Source organism: Microbacterium sp. LTA6 (genome assembly GCF_045690355.1).
GTDB lineage: Bacteria > Actinomycetota > Actinomycetes > Actinomycetales > Microbacteriaceae > Microbacterium.
Window position 1 is genome coordinate 1,703,012 of record NZ_CP147855.1, and the last position, 18,622, is coordinate 1,721,633.

Below are 18,622 nucleotides of genomic sequence, written 5' to 3' on the forward strand. Positions count from 1 at the left end.
AAGAGAAGGAAGATGTCAACAGCAAAGAAGCTGGGTGCGGCGACCGCAATCGCCGCGTTGGGCCTGGCACTGGCGGGATGCGGGGCAGCCGCGCCGACTCCCGTCGAGACCACTGCCGCCCCGGGAAGCGTGGACCTGCGCATGTCGGTGTGGACGTCGAACGAGGATCAGCTCGCACTCTTCGATGAGATCGCCGAGGCATACAAGGCGGACCACCCGGAGATCGGCGAGATCACGTACGAATCGCTGCCCTTCGCCGATTACAACACCACCCTCACGACGCAGATCGCCGGCGGCAACGCGCCGGATCTGGCCTGGATGGGTGACCTGTCTCGCGACCTCATCGAGGCGGACGCCCTCGTGCCGCTGACCGATGCTCTGAAGGCCACCAAGGGCTGGAACTACGACGATCTCGTCGGCAGCGTCACCGCGGAGTTCGCGGTCGACGATGAGCTGTACGCCTACCCGTTCTCGAACTCGCCCTTCGCCCTCTACGTCAACAAGGATCTCCTCGGACAGGCCGGAGCCGCCATCGACGGCGACGTCACGTGGGAGAAGATCAGCGAACTCGGCGCCACCGTGCACCAGGCCACCGGCAAGGCCGGTTTCGTCATCCGCGACTTCGACTACGCGAACTGGGGACAGCTCGCGACGGTGTGGACCGGCTGGGGCGCCAGCGCCTGGAGCGCGGACGGCAAGACCTGCACCTTCGACAGTCCGGAGATGGTCGACGCCTTCACGTTCCTGCACGACGCGGCCTTCGTCGACCAGTCGATGCCAGGGCCGGGGACCACCGCGGACTTCTTCGCCGGCGACGCGGCCTTCACGGTCGCCCAGGTGTCGCGCGCGGCGCTGCTCGATGGATCCTTCGCGTACGACGTGATCCCGCTGCCGAACGGGCCCGAGGGCGAATACTCCGTCATCGGTCAGGCCGGTGTGGGCGTGCTCGCCACGAGCCCGCACGTGCAGGAGGCGACAGACTTCCTCGCATTCCTCACGAACCCGGAGAACGCGGAGAAGCTCGCCGCGTACTTCCCGCCGCCCCGTGAGTCGCTGCTGACCGGTGAGCAGCTCGCCGCGAACAACCCGAAGCTCACGGCCGACCAGCTCGAGAGCGTCGTCATCGACCAGCTGCCCGACGCGGTGACGCTGCCCAACCACACGGGACCCGCGGAGATCAAGGCTGCGGGCAAGACCGCTCTGGATGCGATGTGGGCGGCGGATGCCGACGTCGAGGCCGTGCTCGCTGCGACCTGCGAAGCCATCGAGCCGCTGCTGTCGAAGTGACCGCTCTCGACACGGTGATCGAGTCCCGGGGCGCGGTGGCGCCCCGGGATCCGCACCGCCCGTTCTGGACGATGCGGCGGCGCGACCACCTCACCGGCTATCTCTTCATCGCGCCGCAACTGGCCGGCGTCGTGCTGTTCGTGCTCGTGCCCGTGGGACTGGGCATCTGGTACAGCCTCAACGAGTGGAACATCTTCCGCGGAGAACTCACGTTCGTCGGCGGCGACAACTACGCCGCTCTGCTGACGGACCCGCAGTTACCGGCGGTGCTCGGTGCGACCGCGGTGTTCTCACTCGGCATCGTCGTGCTCAACATCGCGGCGGGCCTCGGCCTCGCGGTTCTCCTCAACCGCCGCTTCCGCGGCGTGACGATCTTCCGCACGATCTTCTTCTCGCCCGTGATCGTCTCGGTGGTCGCGTGGACGCTGGTCTGGGGATTCCTGCTGCAGGACAACGGGGGCATCAACGCGCTCCTCGCGGTCTTCGGTATCGACGGGCCGAACTGGTTGCTCTCCGGCGACACGGCGATGATCTCGGTCATCGTCACCCAGGTCATCCGCAGCGTCGGGGTGAACATGGTGCTCTTCCTCGCTGCGCTCCAAGGCGTGCCGTCGGAGCTCTACGAGGCGGCCCGGATCGACGGTGCAGGACCGGGGCGGATCTTCCTCCGGATCACCCTGCCCCTGATCTCACCGACGCTCATGCTGACCGCCGTCATCACCATCGTCGGATCGCTGCAGGCATTCGCCAACGTCGCGGTACTCACCGGCGGCGGCCCCGGTCTGTCGACCACCGTGCTCGTCTACTACGTCTTCCAGCAGGCGTTCGAGTTCAACGACATCGGCTACGGGTCGACGCTCGCCCTGATGCTGCTGACCTTCGTGATGCTGCTGACCATGCTGCAGTGGCAGCTCCGCCGGAAGTGGGTGTTCTATGAGGAGTGAGGGATCCCGCATCCGCCGAGTGATCCTCATCGCAGCGCTGATCGTCCTCGCCGTGCCGTTCGCGGTGCCGACGATCTGGATGATCACGTCATCGTTCAAGCCGCTGGCAGAGATCTTCCGCTCGCCGCCCGCGCTGTTCGCGGAGAACCCGACGGTCGCCGCCTATGTCGAGGCATTCACCTTCCAGCCGTTCGCGCAGCAGTACTTCAACAGCGTGTACATCGCGGTGCTCGTCACGGCGATCGTGATGGCGGTGTCGAGTCTCGCCGGCTACGCCTTCGCCCGCATCCGCTTTCCCTTTGCGGATGCGCTGTTCCTCGTGGTGCTGGTCGGTCTGCTCGTGCCCGGCGAGGTGACGATCGTGCCGCTGTTCCAGATGTTCAAGCAGTGGGGGATGATCAACACCCACTGGCCGTTGATACTGGTGACGGCGCTCGCCGCCCCGTGCGTCCTCGCGACGTTCATCATGCGGCAGTTCTTCCTGTCGCTGCCCGTCGAGCTGGAGGAGGCGGCGCGCATCGACGGGTTGGGCAGGCCGGCGATCTGGTGGCGGATCAGTCTTCCGCTGTCCAAGCCGGCGCTGTCGGCGGTCGCGATCCTCACCTTCCTCTCGTCGTGGAACCTCTATCTCGAACCGACGGTGTACCTCACGTCGCCGGAGCTGTTCACGCTGCCGCAGGCACTGACCCGGTTCACGGATGCGTATGGCGGACAGATGTGGAACACGCAGCTCGCCGCCGCGACCATGACGGTGGTGCCGATGCTGATCGTGTTCATCGTGGCCCAGCGTCAGTTCGTGGAAGGGCTCGCGCACTCCGGTCTCAAAGGCTGAGGTCTGCCAGTGGCTGGTGCTCCCGTCGCCGGCTTCCGGTGTTCCGGTCGCAAGAATGCCCGGTATCCGTTCGGAATACCGGGCATTTTCGCGACGGGAGCGGAAGAGACGGCGTCGAAGGCTACTCGGAGCGGAGCCGCAGCCGCGCCATGCCGCCGTCGACCTCGATGAAGGTGCCGGTCGTCGATCCGGCCGCGGGGCTGACGAGGTAGGCCACGGCTGCAGCGACCTCGCCGGCGGAGACGAGGCGGCCATGCGGCTGACGCGCCTCGAGTGCCGCACGTTCGGCGGCGGGGTCCGCAGCCGAATCGAGCAGGCGCTGCACCCAGGGGGTGTCGGCGGTGCCCGGGTTCACGGCGTTCACGCGGATGCCCTCACGGAGGTGGTCGGCGGCCATCGCCCGCGTCAGGGCCGATACCGCGCCCTTCGACGCGCTGTAGAGCGCGCGCTGCGGGAGCCCGGTGGTGGAGGCGATGGATGCCGTGTTGCAGACTGCCGCCGCTGGAGACTTCCGCAGCCATGGCAGCGCTGCCGCGGTGACACGGGCGATTCCGGTGACGTTGATCGACAGCACTCGTGCCCACTCGTCATCGTCGTTCGCGGCGATATCGCCCTGGGCGCCGATGCCGGCGTTGTTCACGACGATGTCGATGCGGCCGAACTTCTCAGCCACCGCGGCGACCGCAGCATCCACCGACGCGCGGTCCGAGACATCGGCCGTGAAGGCGGCGAACGCGGCATCCGCGCCGGCCGTGTCGCGATCGAGCACGGCGATCTGCGCACCGTCGGCGTGCAGTCGTTCGGCGATGGCTGCGCCGATGCCGGAGGCGCCGCCGGTGACGATCGCCACCAGTCCCTCAAGTGAGCGGGTCATTTCCGTGCCTCCCATGCGACGAATTCCTGGCGCTGGTGGCCCAGTCCATCGATCTCCACCTCGACGATGTCACCGGGTGCTATGTAGGGGTACTTGCCGGAGAGGGCGACGCCTTGCGGTGTTCCGGTGAGGATCAGGTCGCCCGGCTCGAGGGTCACGTACTGCGAGAGGTGGTGCACGATGTGCTCGACCGAGAAGATCATGTCGGCGGTGTTCGAGTCCTGACGCGGCTCGCCGTTGACGAAGCTGCGCAACCCGAGCGCCTGGTGGTCGACCTCGTCGCGGGTGACCAGCCACGGGCCGGTCGGATTGAAGCCGAAGGCGATCTTGCCCTTCGACCACTGACCGCCGGAGACGGCCATCTGGAAGTCGCGCTCGGACACGTCGTTCGCGACGACGAATCCGGCGACATGGTCGAGCGACTCCTCGGGGGAGTCGAGGTAGGCCGCTCGGCGTCCGATGACGATGCCGAGCTCGACCTCCCAGTCGGTCTTCTCGCTGCCACGGGGGATCATCACGGTGTCGTTCGGGCCGACCACGGTGTTCGGCGTCTTCAGGAACACGATCGGGATGGTCGGGGGCTCTGAGCCTGACTCTGCGGCGTGCGCCGCGTAGTTCATGCCGATGCAGATGACCGCGCTCGGGCGGGCGATCGGCGCGCCGATACGCATCGCCGCCGCATCCTCGAGCACGGGGAGCTGGTCCGCCTCCCGGGCCGCCGCGATGCGCGCACGGAAGTCACCGGCGAGAAAATCACCGTTCACATCGGATGTCACGGCCCGAAGGTCGAGGTAGTGGTCGCCCTCTACGAGAACGGGGATCTCGGTCCCCGGGTCGCCAAGCCGTGCGAACTTCATGGTTCTCCTGCTTCGTCTGGATGATTCGATCGGTGGGTCGCTTTCTCAGCCGCCCTCGTTGACAGTATAGACATCCGATGTTTACACTCCAAGAGATCCGCATGAGTCATTCGCTCATGCCAGGGAGAGGAACCCGTGAGCCGTATCGTCGCACTCGACACCACCGACATCCGTTTTCCGACGTCGCTCAGTCTCGACGGCTCGGACGCGATGAACCCCGACCCCGACTACTCGGCTGCCTACGTGATCGTGCGCACCGACGCCGGGGACGATATCGAGGGTCATGCCTTCGTGTTCACGATCGGCCGCGGCAACGACGTGCAGGTCGCCGCGATCGACGCGCTCGCCGGTCACCTCGTCGGGCGCGAGCTCGAGCCGCTCATCGATGACATGGGCGGCACGTTCCGCGAGATCATCGGCGACTCGCAGCTGCGCTGGCTCGGCCCGGAGAAGGGCGTCATGCACATGGCGATCGGTGCGGTGATCAACGCGCTGTGGGACATCAAGGCGAAGCGCGCCGGGCTCCCGCTCTGGCAGCTCCTGGCGAGGATGACGCCGGAAGAGCTCGTCGATCTCGTGGACTTCCGATACCTCACCAACGCGCTCACTCGCGAGGACGCCCTGAAGATCCTGCGGGACGCGGAACCCGGGCGGGCCGCTCGCGAGCAGGAGCTGCTGGCCACCGGGTACCCCGGATATACGACCAGCCCCGGCTGGCTCGGCTACTCCGACGAGAAGCTGGAGCGCCTCGCCCGAGAGGCGATGGCCGACGGCTTCACTCAGATCAAGCTCAAGGTCGGCGCCGATCTGGATGACGACATCCGTCGCTTCCGCAAGGCACGCGAGGTGTGCGGCCCCGACTTCCCGATCGCGATCGACGCCAACCAGCGCTGGGAGGTCTCCGAGGCGATCGAGTGGGTGAACGCGCTCGCCGAGTTCCACCCCGCGTGGATCGAGGAGCCCACCAGCCCCGACGATATCCTCGGTCACGCCGAGATCGCCCGCGGCGTGGCGCCCATCCGCGTGGCCACCGGTGAGCACGCGCAGAACCGGATGATCTTCAAACAGCTGCTGCAGGCGGATGCCATCGCGGTGATGCAGATCGACGCCGTCCGCGTCGGCGGCGTCAACGAGAACATCGCCAACCTGCTTCTCGCCGCGAAGTTCGGAGTTCCGGTCTGTCCGCACGCCGGCGGCGTCGGCCTCTGCGAGGCCGTGCAGCACCTGTCGATGTTCGACTTCGTGGCGGTGAGCGGCAGCCGTGACGGCCGCATGATCGAATACGTGGACCACCTGCACGAGCACTTCGTCGTGCCGACGAACATCCAGGGCGGTTCCTACATGGTGCCGACGGCGCCAGGAACGAGCATGGAGATGAAAGCGTCCAGCATCGCGGCCTACACCTGGAAGGGCGAGCATGTCGTCGTCGCCTGATCTCCGCACGGGCTTCCCCCGCCTCGGCTACGGTGCCGCCAACGTCGGCAACCTCTTCCGCGAACTCAGTGACGATGAATCCTGGGCGGTGCTGGATGCCGCGTGGGAGAGCGGCATCCGCTACTTCGACACCGCGCCGCACTACGGCCTCGGGCTCTCCGAGCGTCGCCTCGGTGCGTTCCTGCAGACGAAGCCGCGCGACGAGTACGTGCTCTCGACCAAGGTCGGTCGCCTTCTGCGGCCGAACCCCGACCACGACGGCGGGCTCGACACGGCCAACGATTTCCACGTGCCGGCCGATCTCCGGCGCGTCTGGGACTTCTCGGAGGCGGGCGTTCGCACCAGCCTCGAGGAATCGCGCGAGCGGCTCGGCATCGAGCGCATCGACCTCGTCTACCTGCACGACCCGGAACGGCACGATCTCGAGCTTGCGCTCGCCGAAGCGCTGCCCGCGCTCGAACAGCTCCGCGACGAGGGGCAGGCTCCCATGATCGGCATCGGCTCGATGGTGTCGGATGCTCTCGCTGCCGCCGTGCGCGGGGCAGACCTCGACCTCATCATGGTCGCCGGGAGGTACACGTTGCTCGAGCAGCCCGCGGCGGCCGACGTGCTGCCGGCGTGCCGGGAGACCGGAACCGGCATCGTCGCGGCATCCGTCTTCAACTCGGGCCTGCTGGCATCCAGCGTGCCGCGGCGCGACGGGCGTTACGAATACGGGCAGTTGCCGGATGCGCTGTGGGAACGGCTCGTGCGGATCGCCGCCGTCTGCGACGACCACGACGTGCCGCTTCCGGCGGCCGCCATCCAGTTCCCGCTCCAGGCTGCCGAGGTGCGCTCCGTGGTCGTGGGCGGCAGCCGCCCGGCGCAGCTGCAGCAGAACGCCGACTACGCTGCCCTGGAGATACCCGAAGCACTCTGGCAGAACCTCGCCGCCGAAGGCCTCATCCCGGCTTCCGTCGCGACGATCTGAGGGAGAAACACGTGCTGGAAGGCATCCACCCTCTGCTCACCGGAGAGCTGCTGCTGCACCTCGATCGGATGGGTCACTCCGACTCGGTCGTCATCGCCGACGCGCACTTCCCGGCGTGGGCGCTGGGGCGTCATGTGATCGACCTGCCCGGCACGACCACCCCCGAGGTGCTCGCCGCGATCCGCACCGTGATTCCGCTGGATGACGCACCCGGCATCGACCTGATGACCTCGGCCGACGGCGAGGTGCTCGACGTACAGAGCGAGCTGATGGATGCCGCCGGCACGACGCTGGACACCACCCGCTTCGTCGAGCGTTTCGCGTACTACGAGGTGGCCCGCGAGGCGTACCTGATGGTGCGCACCGGCGAGACCCGCAAGTACGGCAACGCCCTGCTGCGCAAGGGTGTGGTCGGGCACGCCTCCGCCTGAAATCCGCGTTTCCGCGATGCCGAGCGGAGGCTCTTGTCGGGCCCTGTCGAGGGGACGAGACTGTTCTCGTCGGTTCGACGGGGACTCGACGAGAACTCGGTGGAAGGGAGCATCATGGCGCACGGTGACATCACGCACATCGACATCCCGGTGGGCGACATGGAGAGGGCGAAGTCGTTCTATTTGGGCCTGTTCGGCTGGGATATCGCGGAGATGCCCGGGTTCGAGGGCTATCCGATGTGGCGAGCCCCGAACGGCGTCTCCGGCGGCGGGCTCGCGCCGCGCAGCGACGACTTCACGCATCCGCGCTCATACGTCGAGGTCGACTCCATCGACGACACGGTTGCGGCGGCGCTCGCCGCGGGCGGCTCTGTCGCGATGGAGAAGCAGCCGATCGACGAGAACAGCTCCTGGGCGGTGATCGTCGACCCCGACGGCAACCACGTCGGGCTGTTCGAGGGGGTCGTGGGGGAGGGGTGAGTCTCCCGATAGGGTGATCGGAGTTCGACGAAGGAGCACTCATGGATCACCTCGACCGCATCGTCTTCATCGGGGACTCGATCACGGATGCCGGACGCGATCGCGCGGACCCGGCCTCGCTGGGCGACGGCTACGTCTCGCTGCTGGCTGACGGGTTCGCCGCCCAGGGAGCGACCGTGCGAAACCTCGGGATCAGCGGCAATCGGGCGAAGGATCTCGCCGCACGGTGGGACGTCGAGCTGATGCCGACAGAGCCCGACCTGCTGACTGTGTACGTGGGTGTGAACGACATGTGGCGGCGCTTCGACAGCGACGACCCGACGTCTGCAGCCGATTTCGAGTCGACGTTGCGTGCACTGCTCACTCAGGTGGTCGAGGCGCACCGACCGCGGCTCATCCTCATGGAGCCTTTCTTCCTGCCGGTTCTCGCCGAGCAGCAGGAATGGCTGCCCGATCTCGATGAGAAGCGCGCCGTGGTCCGCTCGCTCGCGGCCGAGTTCGGCGCGGAGCTGGTGCCGCTGCACGACATCTTTACGGCGGCGGCATCCGAGCATCCGATCGCCGACCTCGCGCCCGACGGCGTGCACCCGACCCGGCTCGGGTCCGAGATCATCGCCGACGCCTGGCGGGAGGCCGCGCTCGCCCGCGACGCCCGCTGACGCGCGGCGGGCAGGACCTCAGTCGTCGCCAGCGCGCCGTGCGCGGTAGGCCGCGACGGCGTTTCGATTCGCGCAGGTGGCCGAGCAGTAGCGTTTCGAGCGGTTGCGGGAGAGGTCCAGGGCGAGGGCGTTGCACGTGTCGTCGTCGCAGACGGAGATGCGCGACCCCTCATCGGCGCGAATGACGTCGATCAGCGCCATGGTGGTCTCGATGAGCACGCGCTCGGCGAGCGGCTGCTCGTCGGCGACCGCGTGCAGGTGCCAGTCGGCGTTGACATGCCGGACGAGCTGGGGGGCGAGATTCGACTCCCCGAGCGCGGCGTTGACGTGCGCCGCCATCTCGTCGCGCGGGGCGAGCAGCATGGCGCGCAGGCGGGGGCGGAGCGCGCGCAATGAGGCGAGCTCTTCCGCATCGCGGTCCAGTCGGCCGTTGTACGGGAACATCGAGAGGAAGGCGCCCTCGTCGTCGAGACTGTCGAGCGTGTCCGGATCCTCTGCGGAGTTCACCAGCCAGACGGCCGCGCGCAGGCCCTCCGCGGTGTCATCGGTGAAGAGCATATTGACATGTTACATCGGCGGAGCGTAACGTCACATGTCATGGACGCAATGGCAAATGACAAGGCGCGAGGGGTGCGTCTCGGCCTGCCGTTGGCGATCGGTGCCGCGTTCGCCTTCGGGATGTCGGGTGGGTGGGCGCGTGGTCTGATCGACGCGGGATGGACACCAGGGGCCGCGGTCACTGCACGGGTCTGGGTGGCCGCCTTGGTTCTCCTCGTGCCGACGCTCATCGCCATGCGCGGCCGATGGGGCGTCCTTCGGCGCAATGCCGGAATGATCGCCGCCTACGGATTGCTCGCGGTCGCCGCGACTCAGGTCTGCTACTTCCAGGCTGTGGCCGTGATGGACGTCGGGCTGGCGCTCCTCATCGAGTACACGGCGCCCGTCGCCGTGGTGCTCTGGCTCTGGCTGCGCCGCGGTGAGCGCCCCAGCCGTCGCAGTGTCTTCGGCGCCGCCATCGCTTTCGTCGGTCTCGTGCTGATGCTCGACATCCTCACCGGTGCGCAGGTCAACGGCGGCGGCATCCTCTGGGCGCTGGGCGCCATGGTCGGCGCTGCGATGTACTTCGTGCTCTCCGGGCGGGCCGACACCGGCGTGCCCCCTGTCGCGATGGCTGGTCTCGGCCTGTTGCTGGGAGCCATCGGGCTCACCATTGCGGGAGCCATCGGCGTGCTGCCCCTCGCGTGGACCACACAGGACATCGCGTACCGCTTCGGCACGGTGCCGTGGTTCGTTCCCGTGCTCGCGATCGGCATTCTGGCGACGGCGGTCGCGTATCTGCTCGGCATCGCCTCGACCCGGATGCTCGGGTCTCGCCTCGCCTCGTTCGTCGCGCTCGCCGAGGTGGTCGCCGCGCTGTTGTTCGGCTGGCTGCTGCTCGGTCAGCTGCCCAACCTGGTACAGGCATTCGGCGGGGCTCTGGTGCTCATCGGGGTCGTGGTGGTGAAGCTGGGGGAGCCGGTGGTCCCCGAGTTCGTCGAGCCGATTCCCGAAGTCGTGGCGGAGAGCATCGCTGAGCGCTGACCCTGGCGCGGGTGCGGAGATCGCCCATGCTGCCGTGACGGCCTGACAAATCGACGAATGTATACCAGGGATCCCGCCTTGGATGCGCAGATGCCGTAGCGAGCTGTTTATGTATACACTATCCCCATGACTCTCGCCGCCGATCGCACCACGGCGAGCGATCGCGCCTATGCCGATCTGCTGGACGGCATCCAATCGGGCGCCCTGCCGTCGGGGCTGGTGCTCGGAGAGGTCGAGCAGGCGGCACGCCTCGGTATCAGCCGCACGCCGATGCGCGAGGCCCTCCGCCGGCTCGCCGCCGACGGCCTCGTCGTGCAGCAGTCGCCGCGCGTGACGGTCGTGGCGGATCTGGATGCCGACGACATCCGCGCCCTCTTCGAGATCCGCCGGGCGCTCGAGGAGACCTCTGCTCGGCTCGCGGCCGCCCGCGGCGATGCCGCCTTGTTCCGGGACCTCGCCGGCGAGTTCGCACACGTCGATCTCACCGCCGCAGAGGGCCGGGATGCGTATTACGCGCTCATCGCACGCTTCGACGCCGCACTGGACGCGGCCGTCGCCAATGACTACATATCTTCGGCACTGCGCACGGTGCGCACCCACCTGGTGCGGGTGCGGCGCATGGCCCGCGACAAGCCGGCGCGACTCGCAGCCTCCGCCTCCGAGCATCGCACCATCGCCGAGGCGCTCGCCGCCCGCGACGGCGATCTCGCCGCCCACGCCACGCATGTGCACCTGCACAACGCGCTCACGAGCATCCTCGAATCCCTTCCGGAAGGATCAGCATGACCATCAACCACCACGTCCGCGTCTACCCCAGCTCCGAGACGCTCGAGCGAGAAGACCAGCTCGCCTGGAAGATCGCCGAGGTCGCCGCCGACCAGGTCGAGGTCGAGCAGGACGTCGTCGACATGATCATCAACCGGATCATCGACAACGCCTCGGTCGCCGCGGCATCTCTCACCCGCGCCCCGATCAACGCCGCCCGTGCGCAGGCGTTCAGCCACCCGGTATCGCGGGGCGGGGAGGGCGCGACCGTGTTCGGAGCCGCGCTCGACGACCGCACCAGCCCCGAGTGGGCGGCCTGGGTGAACGGCGTCGCGGTGCGTGAGCTCGACTACCACGACACCTTCCTCGCGGCCGAGTACTCGCACCCCGGTGACAACATCCCGCCGATCCTCGCGGTGGCCCAGCACGTCGGCGCGGACGGCCGGGCGCTGGTGCGCGGTATCGCGACCGGGTACGAGATCCAGATGGACCTGGTGCGCGCCATCTGCCTGCACAAGCACAAGATCGACCACGTCGCACACCTCGGCCCCTCGGCCGCCGCCGGCATCGGCACCCTGCTCGGACTCGACGTGGAGACCATCTACCAGGCGGTCGGTCAGGGGCTGCACACCACCACCGCCACTCGGCAGAGCCGCAAGGGCGAGATCTCCACGTGGAAGGCGCACGCTCCGGCGTTCGCCGGCAAGATGGCGGTCGAAGCTGTGGATCGGGCCATGCGCGGACAGACTTCGCCGTCTCCGATCTATGAAGGCGAGGACGGCGTGATCGCCTGGATGCTCGACGGCAAGGATGCGTCTTACCAGGTGCCACTGCCCGCCCCCGGCGAGCCGAAGCGCGCGATCCTCGACTCGTACACGAAAGAGCACTCGGCCGAGTACCAGGCGCAGGCGCTGATCGACCTCGCACGCAAGCTCGGCATCGAGAACCCGGCACTGCGGGACCCGGCGAACGTCGAGGCCATCGTCATCCACACCAGCCACCACACCCACAACGTGATCGGCTCCGGCGCGAACGACCCGCAGAAGTACGATCCGACCGCGTCGCGCGAGACCCTCGACCACTCGGTGCCGTACATCTTCGCGGTCGCCCTGCAGGACGGCGGCTGGCACCACGTCGACTCGTACACCCCGGAGCGGGCCGGCCGGGAAGACACCGTCGCACTGTGGCACAAGATCACCACGGCAGAGGATGCCGAGTGGACGCGTCGGTACCACTCCGAAGACCCCGACGAGAAGGCGTTCGGCGGCCGCGTCGAGATCCGCCTCACCGATGGCACCACCGTGGTCGACGAGATCGCGGTCGCGGACGCCCACCCGCTGGGGGCTCGGCCGTTCGTGCGCGAGAACTACGTCGCGAAGTTCCGGCTGCTGGCAGAGCCGGTGCTCGAGCCGGCCGAGATCGAGCGCTTCCTCGCGCTCGTGCAGCGTCTGCCCGAGCTCACGGTCGCCGAGGTCGGCGAGCTGTCGATCATCGCGAAGCCCGGCCTGCTCGAGGCAGCGGATGCTCCGAAGGGGCTGTTCTGATGCTGTACTCCACCGTCACACCCGCGGAGAAGCGGCGGCTGTTCCGAGAGCGGCTCGCCGGCGGGGAACTGCTACAGTTCCCCGGCGCTTTCAACCCGCTCTCTGCGCGCCTCATCGAGCAGAAGGGCTTCGACGGGGTCTACATCTCGGGTGCGGTGCTCGCCGCCGACCTCGGCCTGCCCGACATCGGCCTGACCACCCTCACCGAGGTCGCCGGACGCGCGAAGCAGATCGCCCGGATGACGGACCTCCCGGCCATCGTCGATGCCGACACCGGATTCGGCGAGCCGATGAACGTCGCCCGGACGATCCAGGAGCTCGAGGATGCCGGCCTCGCCGGCGCCCACATCGAGGACCAGGTCAACCCGAAGCGCTGCGGTCATCTCGACGGCAAGAGCGTCGTCGACGAGGACACGGCGGTCAAGCGCATCCGCGCGGCGGCCGACGCCCGAAGGGACTCGAACTTCCTCATCATGGCGCGCACGGACATCCGTGGCGTCGAAGGGCTGGATGCCGCGATCGACCGTGCGAAGGCACTGGTGGATGCCGGCGCCGATGCGATCTTCCCGGAGGCGATGCGTGACCTCGCCGAGTTCGAGGCGATGGCGAAGGCTCTGGACGTGCCGATCCTCGCGAACATGACCGAGTTCGGCAAGAGCGAGCTGTTCTCCACGGCGCAGCTGCAGGACGCCGGCGTCAGCATCGTCATCTGGCCGGTTTCGCTGCTGCGCATCGCGATGGGGGCGGCCGGGCGGGCACTCGATACGCTGAACGACGACGGGCATCTGACCAGCAGGCTCGGCGAGATGCAGCACCGCGCCGATCTCTACGACCTCATCGACTACGAGTCGTACAACCATTTCGACTCCGGCGTCTTCAACTTCACCATCGACACCTCCGGCCGTTGAGCAAGGAGCGCAGCGACGAGACGAAACGCGTTTCGACTCGCTTCGCTCGCTCAACGACCGGGAGTAGCAAAAGGAGCAGGCAATGACCGATCCCGACATCAAGAAGGGCCTCGCCGGCGTCGTCGTGGACACGACGGCGATCTCGAAGGTCAACCCCGACACGAACAGTCTGCTGTACCGCGGTTACCCGGTGCAGGAGCTGGCTGCGACGCAGCCGTTCGAGGCCGTGGCGTACCTGCTGTGGCATGGGGAGCTCCCGGACGCCGCGCAGCTGGCGGCGTTCCGTGCGGAGGAGCGCGCCCACCGCGCGCTCGCCGACAACGTCAAGGCCGCGATCGATCTCGTTCCGCTCGAGGCGCATCCGATGGATGAGGTCCGCACCGCGGTCAGCCTCCTCGGCGCGACCGACCCGGCAGCGGGCGGATCCGTGCTCGACGCCGGAGGGAGCCCCGAGGACAACCTGGCGCGCAGCATCCGCCTGTTCGCCGCCCTGCCCGCAATCGTCGCCTACGGTCAGCGCCGCCGCCGCGGGCAGGAGCCGATCGCTCCGCGCGACGATCTCGACTATTCCGCGAACTTCCTCTGGATGACCTTCGGCGAGCTGCCGGATCCGGTCGTCGTCGACGCGTTCAACCGGTCGATGATCCTGTACGCGGAGCACTCCTTCAACGCGTCGACGTTCACCGCTCGCGTGATCACCTCGACGCTGAGCGACCTGTACTCCGCGGTCGTCGGTGCGATCGGCGCGCTCAAGGGTCCGCTGCACGGCGGCGCTAACGAGGCCGTGCTGCACATCTTCGACGAGATCGGCACGGCCGAGAACGTCAAGCCGTGGCTCGATGAGGCCCTCGCCGCCAAGCGCAAGATCATGGGCTTCGGGCACCGGGTCTACAAGAGCGGGGACTCGCGCGTCCCCACGATGAAGGCGGCACTGGACACCCTCGTCGATCACTACGGTCGCACCGACGTCGCCGACCTCTACGCCGCGCTCGAGCAGGAGTTCGTCGCCCGCAAGGGGATCTACCCGAACCTCGACTATCCGTCGGGTCCCGCGTACAACCTGATCGGCTTCGACACCCTCACCTTCACTCCGCTGTTCGTCGCGGCGCGGGTGACCGGGTGGACCGCGCACATCATCGAGCAGGCCGGGGCGAACGCCCTCATCCGCCCGCTCTCCGCCTACAACGGCGTCGCCGAGCGGCACATCGCCGTCTGAGGCACATCGCCGTCTGACGCGCCGTCCGGCTCGAGGCCGGACGGCGCGTCAGGGGATCAGCCGATGCGCTCCCACGCGCTGCGCTTCGCACCAGGCAGGTCTCCGCGCGACCACCACTTGGCGCGCCAGAGGTGGCCGTCGTGCTCGGCGATGTCGCCTGCCACGAAGGTGCGCGTCAGGGTCCACTTCGCGACGCCTGTCGGCGCCGTGACGATCTCCTGCCAGGGGCCCCGCTTCGCGCCGGGCACGTCCTTGCGGCTCCACCATGAGGCGAGCCACGTCGAACCGTCGAAGGAGACTAGGTCTCCCTCGGCGTACGTCGCCGAGGAGCTCCACGGGGCGGGCTCGGTGGCCGCTGCGTCATTCCCGACCACGATGCCTCGGCCGTTCGTCGCGACGTAGACCCGGCCGAACACGTCGGGATCCCCTTCGATGTCGGCGCCGAGATAACCCCACTGGTGGTCGTCGTCGTTGATGCGGATCCAGGTGTCGCCACCGTCGGTCGACCGGAAGACGCCGCGCACGCCGTCTCGGCGCGCGGCGGAGTAGATCGCGGGACGTGTCTCGCCCGGTGCGGCCTTGCCGAAGCCGATTGTGTCCGCCCCGTCGAATCCATCGACCTGTTGCCAGGTGCCGCCGCGGTCCGTCGAACGCCACATGCCGTAGGCGCCGTCCGGATCTCCGCCGGCCAGCCAGACATCTCCGATGTGCCCCGGCATCGCGCCCAAGCGCACGTTGCCCTCGGCGGGGAGGGTCCCCGCGTTCACGGCCGCGAAGCTCGATCCGCCATCCTCGGAGCGGTAGAACGTGCCCGCTGCGAAACCGTAGACGATGTCGCGATCGACGCGATCCGCTTCGACCCTCGCTCCGGCAGGCAGCCCCGCGACCGGGACCCAGGTCGCGCCGGCATCCCGGGTGACCTGCGGTGCGGCACTCGCCGGCGCCCAGACTGCTCCGCCGCCATCGGCCGTCACCGCCACGCTGCCGCCGCCGGTCGAGCCGGGGACCGCGGGAGAGGAGAACCAGGTGTCGCCGCCGTCGCTCGAGAACGCGGCGAGGTGGGCGCCGGTGCCGTCGGTGCCGGCACGGGCGATGACGCCGTCGGCCAGACCCGCCGCGTCCACAGACGTCCCGCCCCCGAAATACGGGGCTTGGAACGTGTTCGTGATGGTGTCGATGTCGTCGTGCACGAAGCCGCCGAGGTCGCCCATCGCCGAGACGAGGTCGACGTCGCCGAGCGGGGCGGCGAGCCCCTGGATGGACGTCTCCTCGATGCCGTCGGCGGATGGAGCGAGGTGGATCCGACCGCCGGGCTCATCCCAGGCGGTGAGGTCGTCGGCGCGGTAGATCGTCGCGCCGGTGCCGTACATGAGCTCGTCGGAGTTGTGCGGGTCGATTTCGAGGGACGACACCATCCAGCCCAGCTTCGGCGTCGGCTCGCTCCCCGGGACCGGTTCGCCGACCTCTTTGCCGAACGCGAGCCACGGCACGCCGTCGATGGACTGCTCATAGCGGCGATCGAGCGAGACGGCGCCGTCGCTGCCGGTGACGTAGTCCCAGATCGGCGACCAGGTCTCGCCGCGATCCGTGCTGCGGAAGATCAGGATGTCGGGCCACCACTGGATCTGCGATGCAACCATGATCGTGTCCGGGTCGTTCTGGTCGACGGTCAGGCCGCCGAAGCCGAAGTCGCCGCCGGCCGGACGCTGCGTGGGCGTGATGTCCGTCCACGTGCCGGTATCGATCCCGTATCGCCATACCTCGCCGTCGGACCCGTCGTAGGGACCGCTGGTGTCGGTGGTCGTGATGTACAGGAATCGACCGCTCTCGTCGATCACGCCGCGCTGGGGGAGGAACCCGGTCGGGGCGCCCTCGACCTCGGCCCAGGTCGCGCCGGCGTCGTCGGAGCGGTAGAGGATGTGCTCCTTGTCGGCGACAGCCGTGAAGATCGTCGAGGTCGCGGTGCCCGCGGGGGAGGACGCCGCGTCGAACGCGGTCCACAGCACGCCGAGCTCGGAGGTGAGGTACGAGTTCTCGGAGGCGGGATCGGGTGCGAAATCGCCCACGTTCGGGAAGCTCTCCACGCGCTGGAAGCTCACGCCGGCATCGGTCGAGCGCCAGAGTCCCTGTCGCTGTTCGGCGCCGAAATAGAGCACGTCGTTGTCGTTCGGGTCGATCTGCAGGCGTTCGCTGATTCCGCGCCCCGGCATGTTGCCGCCGACCTTGAAGGGCAGCGGCGTCGCCTGCCAGGTCTCCCCGGCGTCGGAGGACCGAAGCACAGCGCCGTTGTTCGGGTCCCAGTCGTTCGTGTACATGCCGACCGCGGCATACACCCGTGCGGTGTCGACCGGGTCGGTGGCGAGGCTCAGCACGCCGAGCCAGTTCCAGTCGTCCCAGCCGACGTGGTCGAGGAGGGGCACCCAGCGGTCGGCCTCCCGATCGAGCCGGTACGCGCCGCCGATGTCGGTGCGCGCGTACACCAGCCCCTCTTCGGTGGGGTTGTAGATGATGCCTGGCACGTATCCGCCGCCGGATATCTCGACGTTCGACCAGTCGTATTCGGGACCGGTCTGTTCCGGCGTGCTCGCAGAAGCGGGCCCGCTCGCCACCACCGCCCCCGCGGCGATCATCGCCCCCGCGGCGAGGATCGCCGTCGTGGTTCTCATCCTGACCTGCAACATTCGCACTCCTTCGTGTCGATGGCGGACCGCACGGTCCGCCGCGACTTTATCGAAGCGCTTCGAATCGCACAAGAGTCGAGTCGTGACAAGCGACCACCGACGTGATCAGGCGCGCGAGGCGAGCCACTCCGCCTGGCGCAGCCACTGCACGGTCTGGCCGCCTTCATGGCCGTTGAACTCGTAGACCTCGATCTCGGCATCCGCAGAGCCGCAGTGATTGAACGCCGCGAACACGCTCGAGGGCAGTACGACGGCATCCATCAGCGCGACGGAGAACAGCACCGGCGCCGAGATGCGGCGGGCGAAGTTCACCCCGTCGAAGTACGACAGGGTGCCGAAGACCTCGTTCGTCACTCCGCGGTGCACGGCGAGGTAGCGCTCGATCTCTTTGAAGGGATGCTCCGGCGTCAGCTCCACCGAACGGCGGAAGTGGCAGAGGAACGGGACGTCGGGCATCGCCGCGACGACACCGGGATGCAGTGCGGCGGCGGCCAGGCTGATCCCACCGCCCTGGCTGCCACCGGTGACGCTGATCCGGCTCGCATCGACGGCTGGCAGCTGCGCCACCGCGTCGATCAGCAGCGCGGCGTCGGTGAACACGCGGCGGTAGAAGTAGGTCTCGGGGCTGCGGATGCCGCGGGTCATGAACCCGGGAACCGAGCCGTCCGAGCCGTGCGGGTCGGGGGTGTCGCCCCCGGTGCCCCATCCGCTGCCCTGGCCCCGGGTGTCCATCAGCACGTGCACGTAGCCGGCCGCCGCCCACTGCAGACGTTCGCCCGGAACGCCGCGACCTCCGTTGTAGCCGATGTACTCGACGACCGTCGGCAGGGGGGAATCCGAGTGCGGGCGGGTGATCCATGCGCGGATCGGTTCGCCACCGAAGCCGCTGAACGTGAGGTCCTCGACGATCAGCTGCGTGATCGGAGTCGTCACCGCCTGCAGCTGCGGTGCGGTCGCGAGCGCTCTCGATTCCGTGAGGGTGCGCGCCCAGAAGTCATCGAAATCCGCGGGTTCGGCCACATCGGGGCGGAAGGAGCGGAGCTGGTCGAGGGGGAGATCAGTGAAGGTCACCGGCGTCACATTAGCGCAAGATTTTTTGGCAAGGCGAAGCGTTTCGATTTTCGGCCTTGTGCTTGCGGCGGTTCCGCTTTACTCTCTA

The 18,622-nt window shown here is 68.2% G+C and carries 18 protein-coding genes; 13 read left to right on the plus strand and 5 right to left on the minus strand.

Annotated elements, in window-relative coordinates:
• Positions 1–12: 12 nt before the first annotated feature.
• The 3 genes from LTA6_RS08130 to LTA6_RS08140 are packed head-to-tail and all read left to right on the plus strand — an operon-like array spanning position 13 to position 3,063.
• Entirely contained in the window at positions 13–1,287 is a 1,275-nt protein-coding gene (locus tag LTA6_RS08130; RefSeq protein ID WP_341977293.1) for a sugar ABC transporter substrate-binding protein, read from the plus strand.
• Entirely contained in the window at positions 1,284–2,231 is a 948-nt protein-coding gene (locus tag LTA6_RS08135; RefSeq protein WP_341977295.1) for a sugar ABC transporter permease, read from the plus strand. Before LTA6_RS08130 ends, LTA6_RS08135 begins: the two co-directional genes overlap by 4 nt.
• Positions 2,221–3,063 (plus strand): carbohydrate ABC transporter permease, encoded by an 843-nt coding sequence (locus tag LTA6_RS08140; RefSeq protein WP_341977297.1) that lies wholly within the window; start codon positions 2,221–2,223, stop codon positions 3,061–3,063. Before LTA6_RS08135 ends, LTA6_RS08140 begins: the two co-directional genes overlap by 11 nt.
• A 121-nt stretch (positions 3,064–3,184) precedes the next feature.
• Here the strand turns inward: LTA6_RS08140 and LTA6_RS08145 are convergent, their stop codons facing one another.
• The gene (locus tag LTA6_RS08145; RefSeq protein WP_341977299.1) at positions 3,185–3,937 is read right to left on the minus strand and encodes an SDR family oxidoreductase; all 753 of its coding nucleotides are present in this window, start codon (positions 3,935–3,937) and stop codon (positions 3,185–3,187) included.
• Positions 3,934–4,794, minus strand: a complete 861-nt coding sequence (locus LTA6_RS08150; protein WP_341977301.1) for a fumarylacetoacetate hydrolase family protein — start codon at positions 4,792–4,794, stop codon at positions 3,934–3,936. Before LTA6_RS08150 ends, LTA6_RS08145 begins: the two co-directional genes overlap by 4 nt.
• Positions 4,795–4,929: 135 nt before the next feature.
• Here LTA6_RS08150 and LTA6_RS08155 point away from each other — a divergent pair, with 135 nt between their 5' ends.
• The 5 genes from LTA6_RS08155 (at position 4,930) to LTA6_RS08175 (ending at position 8,768) form a co-directional block, all read left to right on the plus strand.
• Positions 4,930–6,228: an L-fuconate dehydratase gene (locus tag LTA6_RS08155; RefSeq protein ID WP_341977303.1), complete on the plus strand. Its 1,299-nt coding sequence runs from the start codon at positions 4,930–4,932 to the stop codon at positions 6,226–6,228.
• Positions 6,212–7,198, plus strand: a complete 987-nt coding sequence (locus tag LTA6_RS08160) for an aldo/keto reductase (RefSeq protein ID WP_407359136.1) — start codon at positions 6,212–6,214, stop codon at positions 7,196–7,198. Before LTA6_RS08155 ends, LTA6_RS08160 begins: the two co-directional genes overlap by 17 nt.
• A gap of 11 nt (positions 7,199–7,209) precedes the next feature.
• Positions 7,210–7,629 carry an RbsD/FucU domain-containing protein gene (locus LTA6_RS08165; protein ID WP_363549257.1) on the plus strand — a complete coding sequence of 140 codons (420 nt, stop codon included), beginning with the start codon at positions 7,210–7,212 and terminating at the stop codon, positions 7,627–7,629.
• Positions 7,630–7,743: 114 nt separating this feature from the next.
• On the plus strand, positions 7,744–8,109 hold the full coding sequence (locus tag LTA6_RS08170) for a VOC family protein (protein ID WP_407359259.1): 366 nt from the start codon (positions 7,744–7,746) through the stop codon (positions 8,107–8,109).
• Positions 8,110–8,150: 41 nt separating this feature from the next.
• On the plus strand, positions 8,151–8,768 hold the full coding sequence (locus tag LTA6_RS08175; RefSeq protein WP_407359137.1) for an SGNH/GDSL hydrolase family protein: 618 nt from the start codon (positions 8,151–8,153) through the stop codon (positions 8,766–8,768).
• An 18-nt stretch (positions 8,769–8,786) separates the two neighbouring features.
• On the opposite strand, the gene LTA6_RS08180 is transcribed toward LTA6_RS08175, so the two are convergent.
• Positions 8,787–9,326 (minus strand): CGNR zinc finger domain-containing protein, encoded by a 540-nt coding sequence (locus tag LTA6_RS08180; RefSeq protein WP_341977310.1) that lies wholly within the window; start codon positions 9,324–9,326, stop codon positions 8,787–8,789.
• A gap of 48 nt (positions 9,327–9,374) precedes the next feature.
• Between LTA6_RS08180 and LTA6_RS08185 the strand changes: the two genes are divergently transcribed.
• The 5 genes from LTA6_RS08185 (at position 9,375) to LTA6_RS08205 (ending at position 14,782) form a co-directional block, all read left to right on the plus strand.
• A complete protein-coding gene (locus LTA6_RS08185) occupies positions 9,375–10,349 on the plus strand; it encodes an EamA family transporter (RefSeq protein ID WP_407359138.1) in 975 nt (324 codons plus the stop codon).
• Between the two features lie 126 nt (positions 10,350–10,475).
• Positions 10,476–11,135 carry a GntR family transcriptional regulator gene (locus LTA6_RS08190; RefSeq protein WP_407359139.1) on the plus strand — a complete coding sequence of 220 codons (660 nt, stop codon included), beginning with the start codon at positions 10,476–10,478 and terminating at the stop codon, positions 11,133–11,135.
• Entirely contained in the window at positions 11,132–12,658 is a 1,527-nt protein-coding gene (locus LTA6_RS08195) for an MmgE/PrpD family protein (protein ID WP_407359140.1), read from the plus strand. The genes LTA6_RS08190 and LTA6_RS08195 overlap by 4 nt, the downstream gene beginning before the upstream one ends.
• A complete protein-coding gene (gene prpB / locus LTA6_RS08200) occupies positions 12,658–13,566 on the plus strand; it encodes a methylisocitrate lyase (RefSeq protein ID WP_341977318.1) in 909 nt (302 codons plus the stop codon). Before LTA6_RS08195 ends, prpB begins: the two co-directional genes overlap by 1 nt.
• An 82-nt stretch (positions 13,567–13,648) precedes the next feature.
• The gene (locus tag LTA6_RS08205; RefSeq protein WP_341977320.1) at positions 13,649–14,782 is read left to right on the plus strand and encodes a bifunctional 2-methylcitrate synthase/citrate synthase; all 1,134 of its coding nucleotides are present in this window, start codon (positions 13,649–13,651) and stop codon (positions 14,780–14,782) included.
• Between the two features lie 56 nt (positions 14,783–14,838).
• Here the strand turns inward: LTA6_RS08205 and LTA6_RS08210 are convergent, their stop codons facing one another.
• Both LTA6_RS08210 and LTA6_RS08215 read right to left on the minus strand, forming a co-directional pair.
• A complete protein-coding gene (locus tag LTA6_RS08210) occupies positions 14,839–17,448 on the minus strand; it encodes a carbohydrate-binding protein (RefSeq protein WP_341977322.1) in 2,610 nt (869 codons plus the stop codon).
• Between the two features lie 120 nt (positions 17,449–17,568).
• Positions 17,569–18,534, minus strand: a complete 966-nt coding sequence (locus LTA6_RS08215; protein WP_341977324.1) for an acetylxylan esterase — start codon at positions 18,532–18,534, stop codon at positions 17,569–17,571.
• Positions 18,535–18,622 lie beyond the last annotated feature (88 nt).